Source organism: Mordavella massiliensis (assembly GCF_016901695.1).
Lineage (GTDB): Bacteria > Bacillota > Clostridia > Lachnospirales > Lachnospiraceae > Claveliimonas > Claveliimonas massiliensis_A.
The window spans coordinates 15,448-37,286 of record NZ_JACJKS010000022.1; the positions used below are offsets into that span (position 1 = coordinate 15,448).

General features: G+C 54.6%; 20 protein-coding genes. 16 read left to right on the top strand and 4 right to left on the bottom strand.

The genetic code is table 11. The features are described from left to right. Positions 1-9: 9 nt before the first annotated feature. Genes H6A20_RS11660 through H6A20_RS11670 form a run of 3 tightly spaced genes read right to left on the bottom strand, consistent with a single transcriptional unit; the run spans position 10 to position 4,573 of the window. A complete protein-coding gene (locus tag H6A20_RS11660) occupies positions 10-1,818 on the bottom strand; it encodes an ABC transporter ATP-binding protein (RefSeq protein ID WP_204907291.1) in 1,809 nt (602 codons plus the stop codon). Beyond that, positions 1,811-3,574, bottom strand: a complete 1,764-nt coding sequence (locus H6A20_RS11665) for an ABC transporter ATP-binding protein (RefSeq protein ID WP_204907292.1) — start codon at positions 3,572-3,574, stop codon at positions 1,811-1,813. The genes H6A20_RS11660 and H6A20_RS11665 overlap by 8 nt, the downstream gene beginning before the upstream one ends. Before the next feature lie 54 nt (positions 3,575-3,628). Beyond that, entirely contained in the window at positions 3,629-4,573 is a 945-nt protein-coding gene (locus H6A20_RS11670) for a ketopantoate reductase family protein (protein WP_204907293.1), read from the bottom strand. A gap of 157 nt (positions 4,574-4,730) precedes the next feature. On the opposite strand from H6A20_RS11670, the gene H6A20_RS11675 reads away from it, so the two are divergent. The 9 genes from H6A20_RS11675 to H6A20_RS11715 all read left to right on the top strand — a co-directional run bounded on the left by H6A20_RS11675 (position 4,731) and on the right by H6A20_RS11715 (position 14,785). Further along, complete coding sequence (locus H6A20_RS11675) at positions 4,731-5,006, top strand: acylphosphatase (protein ID WP_204907294.1); 276 nt, start codon at positions 4,731-4,733, stop codon at positions 5,004-5,006. A 31-nt stretch (positions 5,007-5,037) separates the two neighbouring features. Further along, positions 5,038-5,751: a 4Fe-4S double cluster binding domain-containing protein gene (locus H6A20_RS11680; RefSeq protein ID WP_204907295.1), complete on the top strand. Its 714-nt coding sequence runs from the start codon at positions 5,038-5,040 to the stop codon at positions 5,749-5,751. Between the two features lie 137 nt (positions 5,752-5,888). Then, on the top strand, positions 5,889-7,385 hold the full coding sequence (glpK, locus tag H6A20_RS11685; RefSeq protein WP_204907296.1) for a glycerol kinase GlpK: 1,497 nt from the start codon (positions 5,889-5,891) through the stop codon (positions 7,383-7,385). A 122-nt stretch (positions 7,386-7,507) separates the two neighbouring features. Beyond that, positions 7,508-8,746, top strand: a complete 1,239-nt coding sequence (locus H6A20_RS11690; RefSeq protein ID WP_204907297.1) for a 6-phosphofructokinase — start codon at positions 7,508-7,510, stop codon at positions 8,744-8,746. A gap of 138 nt (positions 8,747-8,884) precedes the next feature. Beyond that, on the top strand, positions 8,885-9,904 hold the full coding sequence (locus H6A20_RS11695; protein ID WP_204907310.1) for an ABC transporter substrate-binding protein: 1,020 nt from the start codon (positions 8,885-8,887) through the stop codon (positions 9,902-9,904). After that, positions 9,873-10,646 carry an ABC transporter permease gene (locus tag H6A20_RS11700; RefSeq protein ID WP_204907298.1) on the top strand — a complete coding sequence of 258 codons (774 nt, stop codon included), beginning with the start codon at positions 9,873-9,875 and terminating at the stop codon, positions 10,644-10,646. The genes H6A20_RS11695 and H6A20_RS11700 overlap by 32 nt, the downstream gene beginning before the upstream one ends. 30 nt (positions 10,647-10,676) lie before the next feature. Beyond that, positions 10,677-11,255, top strand: a complete 579-nt coding sequence (locus H6A20_RS11705; RefSeq protein ID WP_204907299.1) for an ATP-binding cassette domain-containing protein — start codon at positions 10,677-10,679, stop codon at positions 11,253-11,255. Between the two features lie 153 nt (positions 11,256-11,408). Further along, positions 11,409-12,941 carry a protein kinase family protein gene (locus H6A20_RS11710; RefSeq protein ID WP_204907300.1) on the top strand — a complete coding sequence of 511 codons (1,533 nt, stop codon included), beginning with the start codon at positions 11,409-11,411 and terminating at the stop codon, positions 12,939-12,941. Continuing rightward, on the top strand, positions 12,926-14,785 hold the full coding sequence (locus tag H6A20_RS11715) for an Ig-like domain-containing protein (RefSeq protein ID WP_204907301.1): 1,860 nt from the start codon (positions 12,926-12,928) through the stop codon (positions 14,783-14,785). The genes H6A20_RS11710 and H6A20_RS11715 overlap by 16 nt, the downstream gene beginning before the upstream one ends. Positions 14,786-14,815: 30 nt before the next feature. Here the strand turns inward: H6A20_RS11715 and H6A20_RS11720 are convergent, their stop codons facing one another. Next, complete coding sequence (locus H6A20_RS11720) at positions 14,816-16,648, bottom strand: GBS Bsp-like repeat-containing protein (RefSeq protein WP_204907302.1); 1,833 nt, start codon at positions 16,646-16,648, stop codon at positions 14,816-14,818. 225 nt (positions 16,649-16,873) lie between these two features. Here H6A20_RS11720 and H6A20_RS11725 point away from each other — a divergent pair, with 225 nt between their 5' ends. The 7 genes from H6A20_RS11725 to H6A20_RS11755 all read left to right on the top strand — a co-directional run bounded on the left by H6A20_RS11725 (position 16,874) and on the right by H6A20_RS11755 (position 21,673). After that, on the top strand, positions 16,874-17,119 hold the full coding sequence (locus H6A20_RS11725) for a type II toxin-antitoxin system prevent-host-death family antitoxin (RefSeq protein ID WP_204907303.1): 246 nt from the start codon (positions 16,874-16,876) through the stop codon (positions 17,117-17,119). Between the two features lie 2 nt (positions 17,120-17,121). Then, entirely contained in the window at positions 17,122-18,396 is a 1,275-nt protein-coding gene (locus tag H6A20_RS11730; protein WP_204907304.1) for a YARHG domain-containing protein, read from the top strand. A 99-nt stretch (positions 18,397-18,495) separates the two neighbouring features. After that, positions 18,496-18,831: a nucleotidyltransferase domain-containing protein gene (locus tag H6A20_RS11735; RefSeq protein ID WP_204907305.1), complete on the top strand. Its 336-nt coding sequence runs from the start codon at positions 18,496-18,498 to the stop codon at positions 18,829-18,831. Positions 18,832-18,868: 37 nt separating this feature from the next. Beyond that, positions 18,869-19,231 carry a HEPN domain-containing protein gene (locus tag H6A20_RS11740; RefSeq protein ID WP_204907311.1) on the top strand — a complete coding sequence of 121 codons (363 nt, stop codon included), beginning with the start codon at positions 18,869-18,871 and terminating at the stop codon, positions 19,229-19,231. A gap of 212 nt (positions 19,232-19,443) precedes the next feature. Beyond that, positions 19,444-20,610: a hypothetical protein gene (locus H6A20_RS11745; protein ID WP_204907306.1), complete on the top strand. Its 1,167-nt coding sequence runs from the start codon at positions 19,444-19,446 to the stop codon at positions 20,608-20,610. A 324-nt stretch (positions 20,611-20,934) separates the two neighbouring features. Then, the gene (locus H6A20_RS11750; protein WP_204907307.1) at positions 20,935-21,276 is read left to right on the top strand and encodes a nucleotidyltransferase domain-containing protein; all 342 of its coding nucleotides are present in this window, start codon (positions 20,935-20,937) and stop codon (positions 21,274-21,276) included. Continuing rightward, positions 21,263-21,673, top strand: coding sequence for a HEPN domain-containing protein (locus tag H6A20_RS11755; RefSeq protein WP_204907308.1), 411 nt, complete (start codon positions 21,263-21,265; stop codon positions 21,671-21,673). Before H6A20_RS11750 ends, H6A20_RS11755 begins: the two co-directional genes overlap by 14 nt. Positions 21,674-21,839 lie beyond the last annotated feature (166 nt).

Consider the following 21,839-nt stretch of genomic DNA (forward strand, 5'->3'; position numbering starts at 1 on the left):
AGGGGCATGTCAAGAAGAAAATGTATTTTCCTGGCTGTCCGCGGCAAACTGGCTGTAGTACAGATTTGCGTAGAAGCCCTGTTTTGCCAGCAGTTCCTCGTGAGTGCCCTGCTCCACGATGTGGCCCTGGTTCATGACGAGGATCACATCCGAGTGCTGGATCGTGGAGAGCCGGTGGGCTACCACAAAGCTCGTGCGCCCCTGCATGAGCTTCTCAAAGGCGCGCTGGATGCGGATCTCCGTCATGGTGTCGATGGAGGAGGTGGCCTCGTCGAGGATCAGCATGGGCGGCAGGCAGAGCATGATCCTGGCGATGCACAGAAGCTGCTTCTGGCCCTGCGAAAGATTGCCGCCGCCCTCCGTGATGACTGTGTCATAGCCCTCCGGCAGACGCATGATGAAGCTGTGGGCGTGGGCCTCTTTTGCCGCCGCGATGACCTCCTCCTCGGAGGCGTCCGGACGGCCGTAGGCGATGTTGTCGCGGATGGAGGCGGACTTCAGCCATGTCTCCTGGAGCACCATGCCGTAGCTTGTGCGCAGGGACTGGCGGGTGATCTGCCGGATGTCGTGCCCGTCCACTTCGATGGAACCCTTCTGTACGTCATAAAAGCGCATGAGAAGGTTGATGAGCGTGGTCTTCCCGCAGCCGGTGGGCCCCACGATGGCGATGCGCTGCCCCGGTTTTACGTCCAGGTTCAGCCCCTCGATCAGGGGAACGTCCGGCGTGTAGGAGAAGGACACGTCATCAATGAGGATGCGCCCCTCCGGTTCCGTGAGGACGACGGCGTCCGCGGGCTCGGCCGGTGCGGCCGGCGCATCGATGAGCTCGAATACCCGGGCCGCGGAGGCGATGGAGTTCTGGAATTCCGTCAGCACGCCTGTGATGTCGTTGAAGGGCTTCGTGTACTGGTTTGTGTAGCTCAGGAAGCTGGAGAGCTGTCCAACGGAGAGCATGCCGCCGGTCACGGAGAAGCAGCCGGCGATGGTCACGCCTGCGTAGATGACCGAGTACATGAAGCGGGTGGCCGGGTTTGTGATGGAGGAGAAGAAGGTGGCTTTCAGAGAGTACTCAGAGAGCCTCCTGTTGATCTCGTCAAATTCCTCCGACGCCTCGCCCTGGTGCCCGAAGGCCTGCACCACCTTGATGCCGCCCAGCATCTCGTTTGTGAAGCCGGTCAGCTCCCCCCGCGTCTCCGACTGTTTCTTAAACATGGTGAAGGATTTCTTGGAGATGAAATCTGCCACCAGGAAGGACATGGGGCTTAGGACGACCACGACCAGGGTGATCCAGGGGTTGATGCCAAGCATGAACAGGATGGTGCCCGCAATGGTGGCAACGCCTGTGAAGAGCTGGGTGAACCCGAGGAGCAGTCCGTCGGAGAACTGGTCGATGTCCGTGATGACGCGGCTTAACAGGTCTCCGGCGGAGTGCCGGTCCACGTAGGACAGCGGCAGATCCTGCAGGTGATTGAAAGCCTGGACGCGCAGGTCCCGGACGATGCGGTAAGTGATCTTGTTGTTGATGTGGTTCATGATCCACTGGGCCACGGCGGTGACGGCAATGGACAGAAGGATCGCGCTGATCACAGCCATAAGGCCGGCGAAGTCCACCTGCCCCGCGCCCACGATGTAGTCCACGCCCCGCCCGGTCAGGATGGGGATATAGAGGGTGAGACCTACCGTCAGGGCGGAGAGGAGTAGGGAGAGCACCACGAGGCCGGTGTAGGGCCGGATGTAGTGCAGGATCCGCTTCAGGGTCTGGCGGTTCTTTTCTTTTCTGTCAGGGGCAAGTCCCTGCTTCTGATCTTTATCAGGCATTGGCAGCAGCCTCCTTTCCGGCGGACTGGGATGCGCAGATCTCCTGGTACACGTGGTTGGATGCCAGCAGCTCCTCGTGGGTGCCGTACCCGGCGGGGTGGCCGTCGTCCAGGACCAGGATGTGGTCCGCGTTGCGGATGGCGGACACCCGCTGGGATATGATGAATACCGTCATGTTTTCCGTGTTTTCCTTAATGGCCCTGCGCAGCCGCGCGTCTGTGGCGAAATCCAGCGCGGAGGCGCTGTCGTCCAGGATCAGGATGTCCGGCTGCGAGGTCAGGGCGCGGGCAATGGTGAGCCGCTGCTTCTGCCCGCCGGAGAGGTTGCTGCCTCCCTGCTGGATCATAAGATCCAGCCCCTGCTTCTTGCTGTCTACGAACTCCCGCGCCTGGGCGGTGTCAAGGGCCCGGTAGATCTCCTCGTCGGTCGCGTCTTTGCGCCCCCACTGCATGTTTTCCCGGAGCGTGCCGGAAAAGACCGTGGCCTTCTGGGGCACGATGCTGACGCGTTTCCGGATGGAGGAGGGGCTCAGGGAGCGCACATCCTGCCCGAACAGGCGGACGGCGCCGGCGGTGCAGTCATAGAAGCGGGGGATCAGGCTGGCCAGGGTGGATTTCCCGGAGCCGGTGCCGCCGATGATGCCCAGGGTCTCGCCGGGCATGACGGAGAAACTGATGCCGCAGAGCGTCTCCTGCCGGGAGCCGGCGTAGGTGAATCCCACATTTTCAAAGGCGACGGCCGGAACCGGTGCTCCATCCGCGCCTGCATCTGCGCCTGTCCCGGCAGCCGCGTCGCGCCCTGCCTCCGGTATGGACGGCTGCACGTCAAAGATGGCGTTGACGCGGGCGAGGCTTGCAAGGGCCCTGGAGAGCAGGATGATCAGGTTGGCCAGTTTGACCAGTTCTGTCAGGATCTGGGACATGTAGTTGATGAGGGCTATGACCTGTCCCTGGGTCAGGCTGCCGGCATCCACCTGCCTGCCGCCGAACCAGAGGACCGCGATGATCCCCAGGTTGATGATGACATAGGTGAGGGGATTTAAGAGGGCGGAGATCTTTCCTACAAAGATCTGCTTGCGGTACAGGCCGTCGGTCTCCTGCGCGAACCGCTCCTTCTCCTCCTCCTGGCGGGCAAAGGCGCGGACGACGCGGATGCCCAGCAGGTTTTCCCTTGTGCCAAGGAGCACCCGGTCCAGCTGCCGCTGCACGTTTTTGTAGAGAGGCATGCTGGCCAGGAGGATGGCGAAGACAACCACCAGAAGGACGGGGATCGTGACCGCGAAGGGGAGAGCCGCCCGGACATCCACCAGGAAGGCCATGATCATGGCGCCCAGCACCACGAAGGGGGAGCGCAGGAACAGGCGCAGGAACATGTTGATGCCGTTCTGCACCTGGTTCACGTCGTTGGTCATCCGGTTGATGAGGGTGGACGTGCCGATGGTGTCGATCTCCTGGTAGGAGAAGGTGTTGATATGGCGGAAGAGGTCGCTGCGCATGGCCATCCCCGCGCTGATGGCGGATTTGGCCGCGAAGTACTGCGCGGTCAGGGAGAAGGAGAATCCCACGATCCCGAGCAGGATCAGGAGCCCTCCCATCTTCCAGAGGTAGGGGGTGTTCTGTTCCCCGATGCCCACATCGATCATCTGCGCCACCACCAGGGGGACGAAGAGTTCAAAGGTGGCCTCCAGCATCTTGAAGAGGGGGGCCATGACCGTGATGAAGGGATGGGGCTTTAAGTAGCTTAAAAGTCGATTCATGTTATGGACCGGTCCTTTCTGTAAAATAAGACGTCTGCAGGGAGCCGCGTCTGTCTAGGAGCGGCATTTCTCCTTCAGCTGTGCGTAGATCCGCCCGGATACCGGCGCGGACACGTTAAGCCGCTGCGCCTCCCGCACGATGTAGCCGCTGAAGGTCTCCAGCTCGGTGCGTGTGCCGGCATTCACGTCCCGCTGCAGGGAGCTGGTGGCGTTGTCCTGGAGTTCGCAGTAGAAGCGGTGCAGGATTGCTTTTCTGTGGTCCTCCGTCACGGGCACGCCCTTTGCGAGGGCGACCCGGTAGGCCTCGTCCACGAGGGCCTCAAAGTCGGATACCTTTTCCGGATCGCGCCTGAGCTGGCCGATGTTGTTGTCGTAGAGGGCTGTCTCCACGTTGTAGGCGCAGTTGAAGATGTATTTTCTCCAGATCTCCGTCTGGATATTCCGGGTGGCCGTACAGTCGATGCCGGCCCGGTTCAGAAGATCCGCGATCCCGCAGCTTGTCTGCCAGAGGCGGCTGTCCGCGTCCTGGATGCCCACGAACAGATTGGCGAAGTTCCCCTGCTGTGTCACGGAGAAATCGCTGCCTGCGAAGGCGACGATATAGATGAGGGAGTCAATGACCGTTCCCTTTTCTATGTATGCGCGGGCCCGGTCGCCGGGATCCGCGCCGTTCATGACCGGGACGATGACCGTGTGGTCCGTCACGCAGCCGGCCAGGGAGCGGCAGGCTTCCTCCAGGGAGTAATTTTTTACGCAGATGAAGATGTAGTCCTGCGGCGGAAGCTCCGCTGCCGTCTCCACGACCCTCTCCGGGCGGACGGTGCGCCCGCCCCGGTAGTCGCTGTGAAGGGTCAGGCCCTTTTCCCGGATGGACGCGCCCCGGGCGCCGCGCGCCACAAAGGAGACGTGGGGGTATGTGTCGGCCAGGAGGGCGCCGAGGTAGCCGCCCACGCCGCCAAGGCCCAGGACTGTGATCTTTTTGTCGTCAGATGAGTTCATGTATGTTCCTTCTTTCTCTTTGGATTTCCTTTTGGCATAATATACAAATTATATCATATGCGGGGGCGGCGGGGAATACCTTTCATTCAGATGCTTGTCAGCACCGGGAAAAGGTTTTACAATAGAAAAAACAGATTTGACAGGTCGGGAGGCATATATGACTGAAATACGAAAAAGACTGAACTTCCGGGGCCGGGTGCAGGGCGTCGGCTTCCGCTACAAGGCAAAATATCTCGCCAAGTCGCTGGGACTGACCGGCTGGGTGCGCAATGAGTATGACGGCACGGTGACGCTGGAGATCCAGGGACGTCCCAAGCTGGTGGACAAGATGCTGCATGGCCTGAACCATGATAGCTTTATCGAGATCGACTGGATCGACGGGAAGGACCTGCCGGTGGATGAGAAGGAGCGGAGCTTTCAGGTGAGGATGTGAAGGATCCCGTGCGGGGAAGGAGGCAAAGGGGATGAAAGATATGGTTCTGTGGACAGAGCTGAAGGATTTGCTCAGGAAAAAGGGGGCTGCCCTGAACGGCTGCGCGGATCTAGGCACTGTGGAGACGCCGGCAGCAGGCGGCGGGCATTTCCCTGTGGGCGTTGCGGTGGCGCTGCCCGTCCCTGTCGAGATCGTCAGGCAGATCGAGAACGGTCCGACGATGGGATATTACGAGGCGTACCATGCGATGAACCGGCAGTTGGACGAGATCGTGCTGGCGGGGGAGGCGTTTCTGAAAAGCCGCGGTTTCCGGGCATGGGCACAGACAACGGACCGGGCGGTGCAGGATGCTGACTGGCGGACGCCGCTTCCCCACAAGACTGTTGCGGCCAGGGCGGGCTTGGGCTGGATCGGGAAAAGCTGTATCCTTGTCACGGAAGAATACGGCTCCGCCGTCAGGCTTTCCTCCCTGCTCACCGATGCGCCCCTGCCCTGCGCGGAGCCCGTCACCGCTTCCCGCTGCGGGGCGTGCCGGCTCTGCGTGGAGAACTGCCCTGCCCATGCATTGGAAGGAGTGCTCTGGAAGGCGGGAATGGCGCGGGAAGAATTGTTTGACAAAGATGTGTGTTATCAGAAACAAGTGGAGCTGATGCGACAACGGACCGGGATCGAGGCGGATTTGTGCGGGAAATGTTTTGTTGTGTGCCCGTATACCCGGAGGTACGTGGAGGCTAAAACACAATAGGAAAGATTGACAGACAGCGGGCGAAGTATTCAGAGGCGAATACACAATAACGCACCAGTTGCTGCAATTCCGGACGTAATACTTTTTAAAAGTATTACGTCCGGAATTGCAGAAGGAGTGATACAAGGAGGACAATTATGAAGAAATATGTGATGGCGCTGGACGCCGGTACGACCAGCAACCGCTGCATCCTGTTCGACAGGCAGGGCAGGATCTGCAGTGTGGCACAGAAGGAATTCACCCAGTATTTCCCGAAGCCGGGCTGGGTGGAGCATGATGCGGATGAGATCTGGTCCACCCAGCTCGGGGTGGCGGTGGAGGCCATGAGCAAGATTGGGGCGGAGGCCGCTGACATTGCAGCCATCGGGATCACGAACCAGAGAGAGACGGCCATTGTCTGGGATAAAAAGACCGGGGAGCCTGTCTGCCACGCCATTGTGTGGCAGTGCCGGCGGACGGCGAAGTTCTGCGACGAGCTGATGGAGCAGGGGCTGGAGGATCTGATCCGGCAGAAGACCGGGCTCAAGATTGACGCCTACTTCTCAGGCACCAAGATCCGGTGGATCCTGGATCATGTGGAGGGCGCCCGGGCGCGGGCTCAAAAGGGAGAGCTTCTCTTCGGGACGGTGGAGACATGGCTCATCTGGAAGCTGACCCGGGGAAAGGTGCACGTGACGGATTACTCCAACGCCTCCCGCACCATGCTGTTCAACATCCATACCCTGGAGTGGGATGAGGATATCCTGCGGATCCTTGATATCCCGCGGGCCATGCTGCCGGAGGTGAAGCCGTCGAGCTGCATCTACGGGGAGAGCGATCCCTCCTTCTTTGGCGGGGCGATCCCCATTGGCGGCGCAGCGGGAGACCAGCAGTCCGCCCTGTTCGGACAGACCTGCTTCCGGCCGGGGGAGGCAAAAAACACGTACGGCACAGGCTGCTTCCTCCTCATGAACACAGGGGAGACGCCCGTGACATCGAAAAACGGACTTCTGACGACCATTGCATGGGGGCTGGACGGGAAAGTCACCTACGCGCTGGAGGGCTCCATATTCGTGGCCGGCGCGGCGATCCAGTGGCTGCGGGACGAGATGCGCCTGATCGACTCGTCCGAGGACTCCGAATATATGGCGACGAAAGTGCAGGATACAAACGGCTGCTACGTAGTGCCTGCCTTCACGGGGCTCGGTGCTCCCCACTGGGATCCCTACGCGAGGGGGACCATTGTGGGCATTACCCGCGGGGTCAATAAATATCACATCATCCGGGCAACGCTGGAATCCCTGGCCTACCAGGTGAACGACGTGCTGCAGGCCATGGAGGCTGATTCCGGCATCCGCCTAAGCGCCCTCAAGGTGGACGGCGGGGCGAGCGCCAACGATTTCCTGATGCAGGCCCAGGCGGACATCAGCGGCGCGCCGGTGAACCGGCCGAAATGCGTGGAGACGACCGCCATGGGAGCCGCCTATCTGGCCGGCCTTGCCTCCGGCTACTGGGAAAATAAGGAGGAAGTGCTGGCAAACTGGGCCAGCGACCGCATCTTTACCCCGCAGATCCCCGGGGAGGAGCGCCTGGCGAAGATCCGTGGGTGGAACAAAGCTGTCCGCTACGCGTACGGCTGGGCAAAAGATGAGTAAAAATAGACAAAATAATCCGTTTTTACTGGACAAAAATAGGGAAATATACTAAAATAGACCTATTGAGGGTCGGCGCCCCTATCTTCCGGCGCCGCATTTCTAAAGGACGGAGGTAGCATAACATGAAAAGAAATGTAATTGTAGGACAGTCGGGCGGCCCCACCGCCGCCATCAACTCCAGTCTCGCGGGCGTATACCGCACAGCCCGGGACCGCGGGGCGCATAAAGTATACGGCATGCTTCACGGCATCCAGGGCCTTTTGCAGGAGCGGTATCTGGACCTCTCCGAGTACATCACCACAGAGCTGGATGCAGAGCTTCTGAAGCGGACGCCGGCAGCCTTTCTCGGCTCCTGCCGGTACAAACTGCCGGAGATCCACGAGGACCAGGCCGTGTATGAGAAGATCTTCAGCATCCTGGATAAGCTGGACATCGAGGCGTTCATCTACATCGGCGGCAACGACTCCATGGACACCATCAAGAAGCTGTCCGACTACGCGATTGTGACCGGACATCCGACCCGCTTTATCGGCTGCCCGAAGACCATTGACAACGACCTTGCGCTGACCGACCACACACCCGGATACGGAAGCGCGGCCAAATATATCGGCACATCTGTGAAAGAGATCATCCGCGACAGCTTCTGTCTGGAGTACAGCAAAGGGCTTGTGAGCATCGTGGAGATCATGGGGAGAAACGCAGGCTGGCTCACCGGCGCCGCGGCGCTGGCAAAGGGCGAGGACTGCGAGGGCCCGGATCTTATCTACCTTCCGGAGATCCCCTTTGACCTGCACGCCTTCAGCGAGAAGGTGAAGGAGATCCTGTCAAAGAAGCCGTCCGTTGTGGTTGCGGTCTCAGAGGGCATCCGCACGGCAGACGGAACCTATGTGTGCGAGCTTGGCAGCAGCATTGACTTTGTGGACGCGTTCGGGCACAAGCAACTGTCCGGGACCGCTTCCTATCTGGCCAGCTTTATCGCCGGTGAGATCGGCTGCAAGACCCGCGCCATCGAGCTGAGCAGCCTGCAGAGGTCCGCATCCCACGCCGCATCCAGAGTGGATATCCTGGAAGCCTACCAGGTGGGAGGCGCTGCCGTGAAGGCGGCGGACGAGGGAGACTCCGGCAAGATGGTCGTGCTCAACCGCCTCTCCGACGATCCCTATCAGTGCGGCACAGAAGTGAAAGACGTGCATAAGATCGCCAACGATGAGAAGCTCGTTCCAAGAGAGTGGGTCAACGAGGAGGGAACCGGCGTGACGGATGAGTTTGTGGCTTACGTGCGTCCGCTTATCCAGGGGGATGTGTCTCCTGTCATGGTGGACGGCATCCCGCGGCATCTGTTCCGCCCCTACAACCTGTAAAAAAGCAAGCGATGCCCGGGAGGGGAAACCTTTCCGGGTTTTTTTGTTGTATTGGCGACGGACTTTACACGAAATTTGCACCGCAGTATAATGGGACTGGAAAAGAAAAAAGGAGGAAGACAAAGCATGAGAAAGAAAATGAAGAAGATCAGCGCCATCCTGCTGGCCTTTGCCATGACAGCCTCCCTGCTGGCAGGCTGCGGCAGCCAGCAGGCAGATGAGAGTACAAAGCAGGAGGAAAGTGAACCTGCAGACGTGCGCGTGACAGCGCTCAAGGGGCCGACTGCCATGGGCATGGTGCAGATGATGGACGATGCAGACAACGGAAAAATTGATAACGAAAATTATTCGTTTACTATTTCTGCATCTATAGACGAGGTGACACCGAAACTTTCCCAGGGGGAGACGGATATCGCCGCAGTGCCGGCCAATGTGTCTTCCGTCCTCTGGAATAAACTGGACGGCGGTGTGCAGGTCCTTGCCGTCAACACGCTGGGCGTCCTCTATATTGTGGAAAACGGAGATATCGTCCAGTCCGCGGCGGACCTGAAGGGAAGGACGATCTACGCCAGCGGCAAGGGGGCGACGCCGGAGTATGCCCTCAACTATATCCTGGAGGAGAACGGCCTTGATCCGGCGGCGGATGTGACCATCCAGTGGAAGAGCGAGCATGCGGAGTGCGTGGCGGCCCTTTCGCAGGATCCGGCAGGGATCGCCATGCTGCCCCAGCCCTTCGTGACGACGGCCCAGGCAAAGAACCCGGATCTCAGGGTGGCCCTTGACCTGACGGAGGAGTGGGACAAGGTGCAGGCAGGCGAAGAGGAGCCCGGCGCGCTCCTTACAGGTGTTGTCGTGGTGCGGACGGAGTTTGCCGACGAACACCCGGAGGCGGTTGCTGATTTCCTGGAGAGATACCGTGCATCTGTGGACTTTGTAAATGAAAATGTTGCTGACGCAGCCCGGCTCGTGGGGGACTACGATATCGTGGCGGCAGAGGTGGCAGAAAAGGCAATCCCTGCGTGCAACATTGTGTGCATCACAGGGGAGGAAATGCAGGAAAAGCTGTCCGGATATCTGTCCGTACTTATGGAGCAGAACCCGGAAGCCATAGGAGGACAGTTGCCGGATGACGACTTCTACTACATCCAGAAACAGTAAGAGAAAGATCCGTCTGTGGGCCGTCCTTGCCTGGCTCCTGATATGGCAGCTTGCAAGCATGTGGATCGGGCAGGAGATACTTCTTGTATCTCCTGTCACTGTCGTTATAACCCTGATCCGGCTGGCCGGCGGGGCGCAGTTCTGGCTTTCCGTCGCCTCGTCCATGCTGCGGATCATCGGCGGGTTTCTCCTGGCCGTGGTCCTGGGCGCGGCGCTTGCAGGGCTTTCGGCGGCATTGGGACGCCTGCGGGAATTTCTTCTCCCCTTTGTGGCGACGGTCAAATCCATTCCGGTGGCATCCTTTGTCATCCTGGTGCTCATCTGGGTGTCCTCCCGGAATCTGTCCGTGCTGATCTCTTTTCTCATGGTGTTCCCGGTCATATACACAAATGTGCTGGACGGCATCAGCCAGACGGACCGGGGGCTCCTGGAGATGGCGGAGCTCTTCGGGATCCCCTTTGGCCGGAGGCTCCGGACGATCTATGTCTCCCAGGTCCTGCCGTATTTCCGGACAGGCTGTTCCCTGGCTCTCGGGCTTTGCTGGAAGGCGGGCGTGGCCGCGGAAGTGATCGGGATCCCGCAGAACTCCATCGGGGAGAACCTGTACAATGCCAAGATCTATCTGGACACCCCGGCCCTGTTCGCCTGGACTCTCGTGATCATCTGCATCAGCGTCCTGTTTGAAAAAGGGTTCCTGCGGGCAGTGGAGTGCCTGGTGCAGCGCCTGGAAAGACTCGGATAGGCGGCCGGCAAACATGCGAAAGGAGAAGTCATGTCTTTGAACATAACCATCAGCAAAACCTACGGGGAGCATACCGTGCTGGACCGCTTCTCCCTCCAGGTGGAGGAGGGGAGGACGACCTGCATCATGGGCCGGTCCGGCTGCGGCAAAACAACCCTTCTTCGCATCCTCATGGGCCTTGAGAAGGCGGACAAAGACAGCAGCGGGACAGAGGCGTTTTGCGGCCTGAGAAAAAGCGCTGTCTTCCAGGAGGACAGGCTCTGCGAAAACCTGAGCGCCATGGCGAACATCCGCCTTGCGTGCCCGGGGACGGACCGGGCGCAGATTGCGGAGGAGATGCGCGCCGTTGGGCTTGCCGGCTGTGAGAACCAGCCTGTCCATGAACTGTCCGGCGGCATGAAGCGCAGGGTCGCCCTCCTGCGCGCGCTGCTCGCCCCGTATGACATCCTGTTCCTGGACGAGCCGTTCAAGGGGCTGGACGAGGCGACCAGGGAGAAGACGATGGCCTATACAAGAAAAAAATGTCAGGGGCGGACAGTGCTCTTTGTGACCCACGATGCGGAGGAGGCGAAGAGCCTGGGAGCTGCGCAGGTCATTTCCATGGAATAAAGCCATGCCAGGTTGCTCTTGCATTTTCCTCCTGCCTGTGCTACCATCTACATAAGCTTCAAAAAGCAGTCGCTTTTTTATTCCCGCGGCAGTTCGCCGCAAGTATTCCTTGTCAATGTAAATGTAAATGAAGTACGGACCGGAGGTGTTTGTATGGAGCAGCAGGCAGAGTATGATGTGCTGAAACTTGTGGAAAACCAGGGACGGTGCTATGTGAGTTCGGACTGCGTGGCGGGGACGCCGCTGGCGGTCTGGCTGAAGTACCATCCCACCCTGCCAAGAGAGCAGCTTACAGGCTGGATGCGGCAGATCCTGTCGGAGCTGGACAGGTTTCACCGCTGCAGGGGGAACCCCTGTTACCAGTATGTCAATCCCTACAGCATGATCGTGGGGGAGGACGGCAGGATCCATCTTATGGATCTTGGGAGTCCCCAGCAGCAGGATTTCAGAAAGAAACTGCAAAGAAGGAGCATCCGCGAGAGCTTCCTCATGCCGGACAACCAGTATTACCAGCGGGCGGATCTGGCGGACGACATATACGGGATCGGCCGGACATTCCAGTACATGCTGGCGGCGGCCGAGACATCGCCGCCCATCCGCGGCGCGCAGAAGAAGAGACTTAGAAAAATCATTTTCAGGTGCCTCAGTCAGACTCCTGGTCAGGAGGCGGGAGGCAGATCTAAAAAACAGTATCAGAGTATCCAGACAATATCGGATCAATTTCCAAAAGACAGACAGAAAACACCAGGCGGCAGAAAAAAAGCGTGCCTTGCGGCGGCAGTCGTACTGTGCGCAGCCCTGTCCGCAGCCCTGCTTGGAAGGGAGATCTTTTTCGCTGATCCCGCGGGGACGGCGAAGGCAAAGGAGAAGGAGAACAAAGACGGGGAGGCAAAAGAGCAGGAAGTGAGAGAGCGGGAAGACCAGGAATTGAAATTTGACATGGCCATGCTCTGCTTCCTTGAGCTGGAGGATTATGAGAGGAGCAGGGAGTACTTTGGAGAGCTGAGAGAGGAGGCCCCGCTGGCGGCGTCGTTTGAGAGGCTGTCCGGCTTCATGCTGCAGCAGCGGCCGGACGCCGCGCAGCTCACACAGCTTCTGGAGGAAATCGGGCGGCAGGTCCGGGACAGACAGGACAGCCGCTGCGAGCTGGCGCTGCTGCGCGGATACAGCCTGCTGGAGCCGGAGGAAGAAAGGGCGGAGGCGTCCGGCCAGATCATTTCCCTCGGGGAACACGTCTTGTCCCTCGGGGACTGGAAGGAGGAAGACGAGGGGCATGAGAAGGAAAAGAGCGTGCGGTGGCAGCTTGCGGACGCCTACCGGGCACAGGAGGAAACAGAGGATGCGGCAGCGCAGTACCGGGAACTCCTGGAGCTGGAGGAAGAGGACGGGATGCGGGAGCAACTGTACAGCACGCTGGCGGTTCTCTATGACGAGAATGAGCAGGCGGAGGAGGCGTGGGAGGTCTGCCTGCAGGGGATCCGGGATCTTCCGGAGTCACGGCTGCTCCGGATCCAGTATATCCGCATGCAGTGCGCCTCCCCGGGGACGGACAGGCAGATCTGCGCGCAGACTGTCCGCACCTATCTGGATGAGATACCGGAGATCGCGGATGAGCCGGAATTTCAGAAACTCAAAGAGGAATATGGGATCAAAGTGGAGGGGGAACAGGTATGGGTAGGAAATTAGCAGGCCAGCTACTGGCGCTGGCGTTCCTGCTGGCGGCGATCTACGGCCAGCAGAAGATCTTTGCGAAGGAGGAGCCGGCAGAGCGGCCGCTCCCCTATGAGGTGGCCTTTGAGGAGCCGGACGGATGGGACGGCTGCTACACGGTCAGGCCGCAGGTCACTATCACCCATCCGGGGCCTGCCGGCGAGACTGTCTATGTTCTGGAACATGACGGCGGAGCCGGGGCGCAGGGCAGGATCTGTGAAGCCGGGGGACAGGCGGTGATCGGGCAGGAGCAGTTCGCCGAGGGGGTGAACCGGCTCCGGGTGTGGATGGAATACGCGCCTCCGGCAGAGGATGAGGAACCGGGCGCAGAGGAGACGGACAAGGAAGAGCCGGGCGCAGAAGAGCCGGGCGCAGAGGAGCCGGACAAGGAAGAGCCGGGTGCAGAGGAACCGGGCGCAGAAGAGCCGGATACGGAGGGACCAGACACAGGAGAACCGGTACAGCCCGGGCCGCCGGAGATCCTGTATGAGCAGACCTATGTGTTCCGGGTGGATACCCGGCCGCCTTCCCTGCAGGCCTGGATCCGGGGAGGCAATGTCTGGCATCAGAACCAGGCGGATGTGGATTTTAAAGCAGAGGAAACACCTGATGGAAGTGGAATAAAAAACATTGCATGCTATGTAAATGGCGAGCGTGTCAGGATGACGGAAGAAGGGAGCGGAAGGCTAACTGTGGAGGAACCGTCCAGGGGAGGTCAGGGTGTGCCTGTGCGGATCGAGACGTGGGACAGGGCGGGAAACACCACCTCCTGGGAAGGGGAGGTATATGTGGACAGCGCGCCGCCGTCCCTTGCCGTTACCGGCGTGACCGACTACATGATCACAAGCCGGGATGTGACGGCGCTCTTTCGGGCGTCGGATGACAACCTGCTTGCGTCCTGCAGCGCACAGACAGTGTGGATCACGCCCGAGGGGGAGGAGACGGTCCTGGAGGGGGCAAAGTGGAGCCGGGAAGGGGATTCCTGGCAGGCACGGCAGACCTTCGACCGGGACGGCATCTACCGGATGCAGGTGCGCGCCCGGGACCAGGCGGGATTCCAGACAGAGCAGTCCGTGCAGGTGATCGTGGATAAGAGCAACCCTGTGATCTCCTGGGTGGATGAAATGGACGGCGCCTGTATGCAGGCGTTTCGCTGGGAGAAGCCTGTGTCGGAGATCATCACGGATTTTACAAGCTACACATACACGGTCACACTGGACGGCTTCCCCTGCCTGCCGGGCTTTCGGACAGAGCGGGAAGGGCGCCATGTCCTGGAGGTGGAAGCTGTGGACGCAGCCGGCAACCGGTCCCGCGCCGACGCCCGGTTTGTCATCGATCACACGGCGCCGCACATAGCGTTTGAGGGCGTGGAGAGCGGCACGGCCTACGAGAAGGAGAGGGAGGTGACTGTGCGCCTGGGAGATAGCGCCGACTGGATCCGGGAGATCCGGGTCAACGGGGTGCGGCAGAAGACCGGGGAGAAGGCCTGCGTGTATACCCGTGTTTTTCAGGAGGAAGGGGTCTATGAATTGGAAGTGTCAGCGACTGACCTTGCAGGCAATGTGCGGGAGGCGTCCGTCATCTTTGAGATCGTGCCCGAGGCGACCCTGGCGCAGCAACTGCTTGCACCGGTGAAGGAGAGTCTGGGGATTGAGAAGGACTCTCTTCCGACAGAGGAAGAAAAGAGAAGAAAGGAGGAGAAGGGGGAAGAAACGCCGCTCTACCCTGCGGCTGCATCGGGGATCCTCGTTCTTACCGTCCTGGCAGCAGTCTGGTACAGCAGGAAGAAAAAAGATAATAAAAGCAGCGCTCTCCGGTAAGGAAAGCGCTGCAGTATAGTCCATATGGGATTAATATACCTCTCCTGTGGCGGAACCAAGCATATACTGCGCTCCGGATCCGTCGGTCAGATAGGCGTTGATATTGTATGTGCCGGTTTTATAACCGTAATTTGCCACATTGATCTCGCCCGCATAACTTCCGTCGTCCATGGCGGTGAGGGGGATCCACTGAAGATCACTTTGGTCCTCGGTCGTCCATACGGCCATTTGAACGCTCTGTATATTATCAGGCATATTGCTCAGGTCTGTTACCGTTACCGGCAGTATCCCCGTACTGCTCTGGTATACGTCCGCAGAGACAGTGCCGGTGGGCGCCCAGCCCTCCCGGATCTTCAGCTCCTGAGAATCATAGTCGATGTTAGCCAGATCTTCAAGAAACTCGGATTTTTTCTGAAGTTCTGATTCCACAGCATCTACGCTGTATAACTCCGTCAGAGTCGGGCGGGAGGAAAACAGGTTTGTTCCAAGCCCCAGGCGGTCCCCTTCGATCTCGGCGCCCAGGGAGGCGATGGTTGTCGGGAACTGATCGAAAGTAGAATAAAGCCGCTCCGTATTATTGTCCTTCGCTGCCGCCGCATTGATATAAGCCGTATAGGTGCGGCGCTGGTAATCACTGTCCACATCCTCGCAGAAGTCGCTGTCCATGGTAGGATGATCGCCGCTGAGGATGATCGTTGTGTTCTCATAAAAGGGCTGCTGCTGGATCCAGCGGATAAAATAGGCGACCTGCTGGCTGGAGCAGTGCATAACGTTGGCATATTGGTCATTCCCGTAATCCTGGGAGCAAAGACGGCACGGATAGCCGTCTTCAAAATGTGTGTCCACAGTGAGCATCGTAAGATTGAAAGGCTCCGGCTGTGACGCCAGCTCTGTCAGCTTCTGCTTTGCGAAATCAAAAAGCTTCTCATCTTCGTATCCCCACCAGACATAGTAATCCTCCGGGATCAGGCCGTTTTCTACAGCGTATTTGTAATCCATCATCTCATAGCCGCCGTGCTGGGTGAAGTACAGTTCCCGCCCCCCGAAGACGGCGTCGGATCCGATGAGGAGCGTCTGGGAATATCCCTGCTCCGCCAGAATATCTCCAAGGGTTACAGCGCCGGCAAAGAAACTGTCCTGGGTGTCCATACTGTTCCCGCTGATGGAAAGACTGAGGGGAAGGCCTGAAGTCTGGGCAAACATGGCCCCCATAGTCCAGGTGGTGCCCGCCAGGGAGATGCCGCCGTTCAGGGCAGTGCTCTCACCGGAGAAGTCCTCGTTCTGCTGGGCGAGAGCCGTCAGCTCCGGAATGACGTTCTCAACAAAAGCGCCGCCGTTTTCGCTGTCCGCGTAAGTCGTTTCCATGGACTCAAGAAAAATATAGATCAGGTTCCGCTTCTGTTCCGGGAATGTGATCTGTACTTCTGCGGGGTCCGCGTAGTTGTCTTCGATAAACGAGGAACTTGTCCCTTTGCTGGCCACAAAATTCCCCACGTCCAGTTTATCCCAGGCAGCCCGCACAGAGAAGACAGACAGGGATACGGACAGAAGGACAGAGACGGCTGCAACGATATAGAATTTCTTCTTTTTCCGGAATAACGTCAGCAGGATGATGAGCAGCAGTAAGACAATGACGGCGGGAACGATGCATTTTATCACATATTCCCGGATCATATCTGTGTTTGTCCCGTCCAGAGGCGCGGTCAGATGATAGACGAGCTCGTCCATGGACAGATTGCTCCATGTGTTGAACATCCACCGGATACTGCAGGTGAGGACCGCAGCCAGAGCGGTCAGCAGTACCGCTGCGATGACAAGTAATACACGCAGAGAAATTTTAATATACCGAAATGAGTTTCCCATAATTTTACCTACATTTCTCATGGATTTAACATTGCCGAAGATATTATATAGGAAGAGGTGGAGAAAAGCAAGAAAAACAGCAGGTAAGCCTGCGGTATATGTGATATATGAGTGAAAATAAATATACGTGTAAATAGAATGTAATATAAACATGTGAATGTAATTGTTGTTTTGAGATGGAGGTGATATCCTGTGTATAGAAGAAATGGAAAGGGAATGATTTCTATGCCAAACATTAAACCAATTTCAGATTTAAGAAACTATACAGAAGTCTTAAAAGAAGCACAGGACGGGGCGCCGGTATTTCTCACCAAAAACGGGCGTGGGGAATATGTCATACTGAGTATGAAGGAATATGACAAAATGAAAGCCATGCTTACGTTGCTGTCCAAGTTAGAAGAAGGGGAGCAGTCTGCGAGAAAAGAAGGATGGATGAGTGCTGCTGAGGTGGAAGCTTTGCTGGGGATTTGAGTATGGAATTAATTTATACGCCGAAAGCGGGAAACGACCTGCTTCGGATTAAAGAAAGAATTGAAGAATATTTTGACGATGAAGAGAAGAGGATGAATCATAACACACCATTGCCGAAGGAGCAGAGCAAATCCATACCTGTATATCGGAAATGGTGGTTCTGGCTGATCACTGTGATTGTGATCGCGGGAATTGCTGTTGCCGGATTTCTTTTATCAGCGTCAAAAGACCAGAAGGAAGACCAGACTGCTCCGGTAACAGAACAGGTAAAGGATTTTTCGGATCAGGATTTTAAGGATCTGATAGGAAAAAGTGAGGAGGATCTTGAAAACGCCGGATTGATTAAATCCGAAGATGCGGACGAATATACGGGCCTTGATGAGAATTTGAAAATCGTTCTGAAAGATGGGAAGGTTGATCAAATTCATATCGCAGGAGAACCGGATGTTACGCCGGCCTTTGCTGGTGTGAGAATCGGAACAGGCGGAGAAGACGCTAAAAGTACATTGCTTGCGATATATCCTGACGATACAAGTGCAGAAGAAATGATAAAAGTATCAAATCTGGATACGAAAGAAAGTGTGGAATGTGATCTAAGCGATGGAACAGTATCCGCAATCCGGTATTTTGTCATGACGGATGAACAGGTGAGTGAGGTTGAGAGCAAACTCCAGGAAGCATATATTTTCCCGGACAGTGCTGATAAATATTTGTCGGAGGATGAGATCAGAAGCGTAAGTGTTGACGATATGGCTCTTGGAAGAAATGAAATTTTCGCAAGACATGGCTACATTTTTAATGAAGAGCCATTTAAAACATACTTTGCAGATCAGTCCTGGTATGAGGGAACCGTGCCATCGGATCAGTTTCATGCAGATCAGGTCTTTAATGACTTTGAAAAGAAAAATGTGGAACTGATCAGGCAGATAGAGGATGAAATCAACGGAGCAGCAGCGGCGCAGACAGAACAACAGAACGCTGTGAATGACGCATATGATTTCCTGGTGGGACATTCTTATAATTGCAGAGGCTATCAAACGTCGATCTCATTTGAAACAAGAGATACGCTCGTTGTCATATATGGCGGGGAAATAGAAGATCGATATACCAGTTACTCTATCTCATCAAGGTATGAAGTTTACAGGGATGACCAAAAAGAATGGCTGACATTCGTTACAATAGACGGGGTGGAATACTATCTCCGCTGTTTTACGGACGGATCCATGAATCTGGCCGGCAATGGGGAATTTGACGGATGGTATGATTTGATTTCATAAAGATATTCGTGTCTTATTGTAAATATGGTAAAATACCTGAAAACAAAGTATAATAAGGAAAAGACGTGGCGATACAGTAATTGTAAAGAAGGTGACAGTATGACAGAAAAAAAGATCAGAGAAGTCATAGATAAATTTGCAGAAGAAGCAAAAAAGATATATGGAATAAAACTGGAAGGACTTATCCTCTATGGGTCCTGTGCGCGCGGGGATTTTCAAAATGACAGCGATATTGATATTTTGATTTTGTTAAATGTTCCATTGGAGAATATCAGTTCTGAGAGAAATCGTATTCTGGACATATCAGATAAACTTGATCTGGAGTATGATGTCGTACTGGCTCCTGTTGTTCAGAATTATGAATTGTATCAGAAATACATTCCGGTGTCATCATTTTATCAGAACGTGGAGAGAGAAGGTGTAAAGATTGCCTGAGTACAGTTCCTTATAAAAAGATTATGCGAAATATAGAATAGAACGTGCAAGAGAAGATCTGGATGCAGCCCGTCTGCTTTATGATGCAGGTAATTACAGGGTTGCGAATAATAGAGCCTACTATGCTATATTTCATGCCATGAGAGCAGTGCTTGTATTTGATAATTTTGATTCAAGTAAGCATAGTGGAGTGATTGCAGAATTTAGGCGAAGATATATTAAAGAAGGTATCTTTCCCACAGAGATATCCAAGATGATTGGTTCAGCATTTACTATTCGTAATGCCTCGGACTATGATGACATGTTTATTGCAAGTAAACATGATACGGAAGAGCAGATAAAAAATGCTGAACATGTGTATCATGTTCTGGCAGAATATATTAATCGTCAAATTGCCTAAATCAAAGGTTGATAAGACCCTCAGGAGAGATCCGGAGGGTTTTTTTAGGGTAAAATGGAGTGTGAAAACTACTGCAGAGCTTTCACAATCTTAAGGATTTGTTTTTGTGTTTCAAGGCTGCAGGAATGTACTTCGTGAAGAATTTCCTGCTCGATTACAGAGGCAGGATGGTTGTATTCGTCGGCAAGGATATAATCAAAGGATATTGGAGTATGGCGTTTACAAGGCCTGGGACAACCCGCATCGAAATCGAGGGCAATGAGCCTTATGAGATTACGATCGAAGAACCTGTCATTAACACTAACCTGCCCAAACGTATCCAGACGGGTACGAAAATGCAGATGACGACTTCCCTGGGCAATACGATGCTGGAAGATAAGAAAATAGACGAGATTTCCAATCGAGGCATTTATGATACGAAGGCGGCTATCGGATACCAGCCAAAAGTGGAGATCCTTTCCGGCGCAGACCTTGTGAAGCGAGAAAATGGAGATTATTCCAATATTTTAAGCTCCAGCGAGGACATTACCTTTACCGGGGAGGGGACAGTCACCTTTAAAGTGACTTATGAAATGCTTCCCTTTAAGCAGGTGGCAAGCGGAGAGTCCGTTGCTGTGAGTGACGAGGTTTATTACAGCCCGGAGGCAACTTTCTCTGTAGACATAGTGTCTGAACTGCCGGCTGTAGAGGTGACGGATAAAACCGGAGATGGGGTTGCGGCTGATCTTACAGGGGTCGATACAGACAAAATCTGTGCAGATAACAATGTAAATACGGCAGAACATGATATCGAAATCGTCCTCTCTCAGGAAGAGGCAACAGACGAGGATGGTCTCCTTCTTGAACAGATGGCGGATAAGGCTGGCTACTCAGTAAAAAATGTATATGAAGTTGTGATGACGTTGTTTGCAGATGGCAAGGAAATTTCCAATATCACAGATGATTTCGGCGCTTTAAAAATGAATTTGTATGCCGGGAAACAGCATGCTGGCGAGGATGCCTGCGTATATCAGCTTCATAACGGAGCGGAAACCATTCGTTACGACGATCTGAAAGTGAATGAGGATGGTTTTGTAGAGATTACTGTGGACCGGCTGTCAACATTTGCCGTGGCAGTGAAAGATACGCAATCCATTGTAACGCCAGCGGACCCTGGCACAGAGACAGGCAGCGCAGATCCGAATGCGAATGGTAATGCTGCTGCATCCCTTAATACAGGAGTATCCTCAGAAACAGAGGCGCCGCGAACAGGAGACAGCGCCAATTTATTTGTATGGAATATCTTATGTATTTGTTCTTTGGGAGCAGTTGTAGTTTTCTGTATGAGAAAAATAAAACGTACATTGTTTTTTTGTTCAAAGAGAAACATAAGACCATAAAAACCTCCGCAAAAAGGGAGGATGCCGGGTGACTGATCGCTCAGTCCCCGGCATGTATTATGAAAAAGTTTATTTGTACTGCGATGATTTATAGCGGTCTGGAACAACGTATTTACGCTGTTTTTAGGACCACTGGGTTTGTCATTGTTTGTCTCGGTTTACTAGGAGTGGTGTAAAAGTGGTGTAGTAAAAGGGATGGTAAAATAGCTAGAAACAAAGTATAATAAAGAAAAAGATAAGGCGATACATGAAGGATGATTGATTTTACTTATGTGGATGCATCGAAAGCCGATGTAACACAATTTAAAGAAAGAAGGTGTTGTGATGTCAACAGCAATGAATGACCTGGTGCATCAGTATATCGAACTGCTTAGTGAAATATACGGAAATCATTTAAAGACAGTTATATTGTATGGTTCATATGCAAGAGGAGATTATACAGAAGACTCTGATATAGATATAATGGTACTTTTAGATTTGAGTGATATTGATATAAAAAAGTACAGGCATGAACTATCGGGTATGACTTATGATTTTAATATGGACTATGATCTGGATATCAGACCTATAGCAAAGAGTAAGGAGCATTTTGATAAATGGGTAGGAGTATACCCGTTTTATTCAAACATAGAGAAAGAGGGGGTGAAATTGTTTGACGCAGCATAGCGAAAAAGGATCCAGGAAAGATTTGGTTTTATATCGTCTCGAAGCTGCAAAGAGTGATATTAAATCGGCGGAAATCCTTTTGAAAGCAGGAGAATATCGAGGCGCAAATAATAGAGCTTATTATGGAATTTATCATGCTGTTTCGGCAATTCATGCTTTGGATGGCAATGCATACAAAAGACATAAAGATGCCCTTGCCAATTTTAATAAAACCTATATTAAATCAGAAATTTTTCCAAGAACCATTAGGAGAAAAATTGCTGAAGCAGAAGAAATACGGCATGCCAGTGATTATGATGACTTTTATATTGCTACAAGAGAAGAAGCGGAAGATCAGATTACGACCGCTTTGGAATTGATAGCAATGATAGAGAATTATTTAAAAGATAAAATGTAGAAATAAAAGATGTAGTAATTGTCGCTAATGTAATGAAACTATATAGAAAGTTTTGATAAGGGGCTGTTGCAAAAGTAGATAGATAATCTACTGGAGCAACAGCTCCACTTTTTATACCTAAAAACAGAAAACAGGCCCCGAAGAGCCCGTAATCCGTGGTATAATT

Coding starts and splice junctions, on each gene's coding strand:
- H6A20_RS11715 (WP_204907301.1), top strand. CDS start 12,926: ATGGGTAGGAAATTAGCAGGCCAGCTACTGGCGCTGGCGTTCCTGCTG.
- H6A20_RS11730 (WP_204907304.1), top strand. CDS start 17,122: ATGGAATTAATTTATACGCCGAAAGCGGGAAACGACCTGCTTCGGATT.
- H6A20_RS11690 (WP_204907297.1), top strand. CDS start 7,508: ATGAAAAGAAATGTAATTGTAGGACAGTCGGGCGGCCCCACCGCCGCC.
- H6A20_RS11665 (WP_204907292.1), bottom strand. CDS start 3,574: ATGAATCGACTTTTAAGCTACTTAAAGCCCCATCCCTTCATCACGGTC.
- H6A20_RS11675 (WP_204907294.1), top strand. CDS start 4,731: ATGACTGAAATACGAAAAAGACTGAACTTCCGGGGCCGGGTGCAGGGC.
- H6A20_RS11745 (WP_204907306.1), top strand. CDS start 19,444: ATGGCGTTTACAAGGCCTGGGACAACCCGCATCGAAATCGAGGGCAAT.
- H6A20_RS11680 (WP_204907295.1), top strand. CDS start 5,038: ATGAAAGATATGGTTCTGTGGACAGAGCTGAAGGATTTGCTCAGGAAA.
- glpK (WP_204907296.1), top strand. CDS start 5,889: ATGAAGAAATATGTGATGGCGCTGGACGCCGGTACGACCAGCAACCGC.
- H6A20_RS11695 (WP_204907310.1), top strand. CDS start 8,885: ATGAAGAAGATCAGCGCCATCCTGCTGGCCTTTGCCATGACAGCCTCC.
- H6A20_RS11720 (WP_204907302.1), bottom strand. CDS start 16,648: ATGGGAAACTCATTTCGGTATATTAAAATTTCTCTGCGTGTATTACTT.
- H6A20_RS11750 (WP_204907307.1), top strand. CDS start 20,935: ATGTCAACAGCAATGAATGACCTGGTGCATCAGTATATCGAACTGCTT.
- H6A20_RS11710 (WP_204907300.1), top strand. CDS start 11,409: ATGGAGCAGCAGGCAGAGTATGATGTGCTGAAACTTGTGGAAAACCAG.
- H6A20_RS11705 (WP_204907299.1), top strand. CDS start 10,677: ATGTCTTTGAACATAACCATCAGCAAAACCTACGGGGAGCATACCGTG.
- H6A20_RS11670 (WP_204907293.1), bottom strand. CDS start 4,573: ATGAACTCATCTGACGACAAAAAGATCACAGTCCTGGGCCTTGGCGGC.
- H6A20_RS11660 (WP_204907291.1), bottom strand. CDS start 1,818: ATGCCTGATAAAGATCAGAAGCAGGGACTTGCCCCTGACAGAAAAGAA.
- H6A20_RS11725 (WP_204907303.1), top strand. CDS start 16,874: ATGCCAAACATTAAACCAATTTCAGATTTAAGAAACTATACAGAAGTC.
- H6A20_RS11735 (WP_204907305.1), top strand. CDS start 18,496: ATGACAGAAAAAAAGATCAGAGAAGTCATAGATAAATTTGCAGAAGAA.
- H6A20_RS11700 (WP_204907298.1), top strand. CDS start 9,873: ATGACGACTTCTACTACATCCAGAAACAGTAAGAGAAAGATCCGTCTG.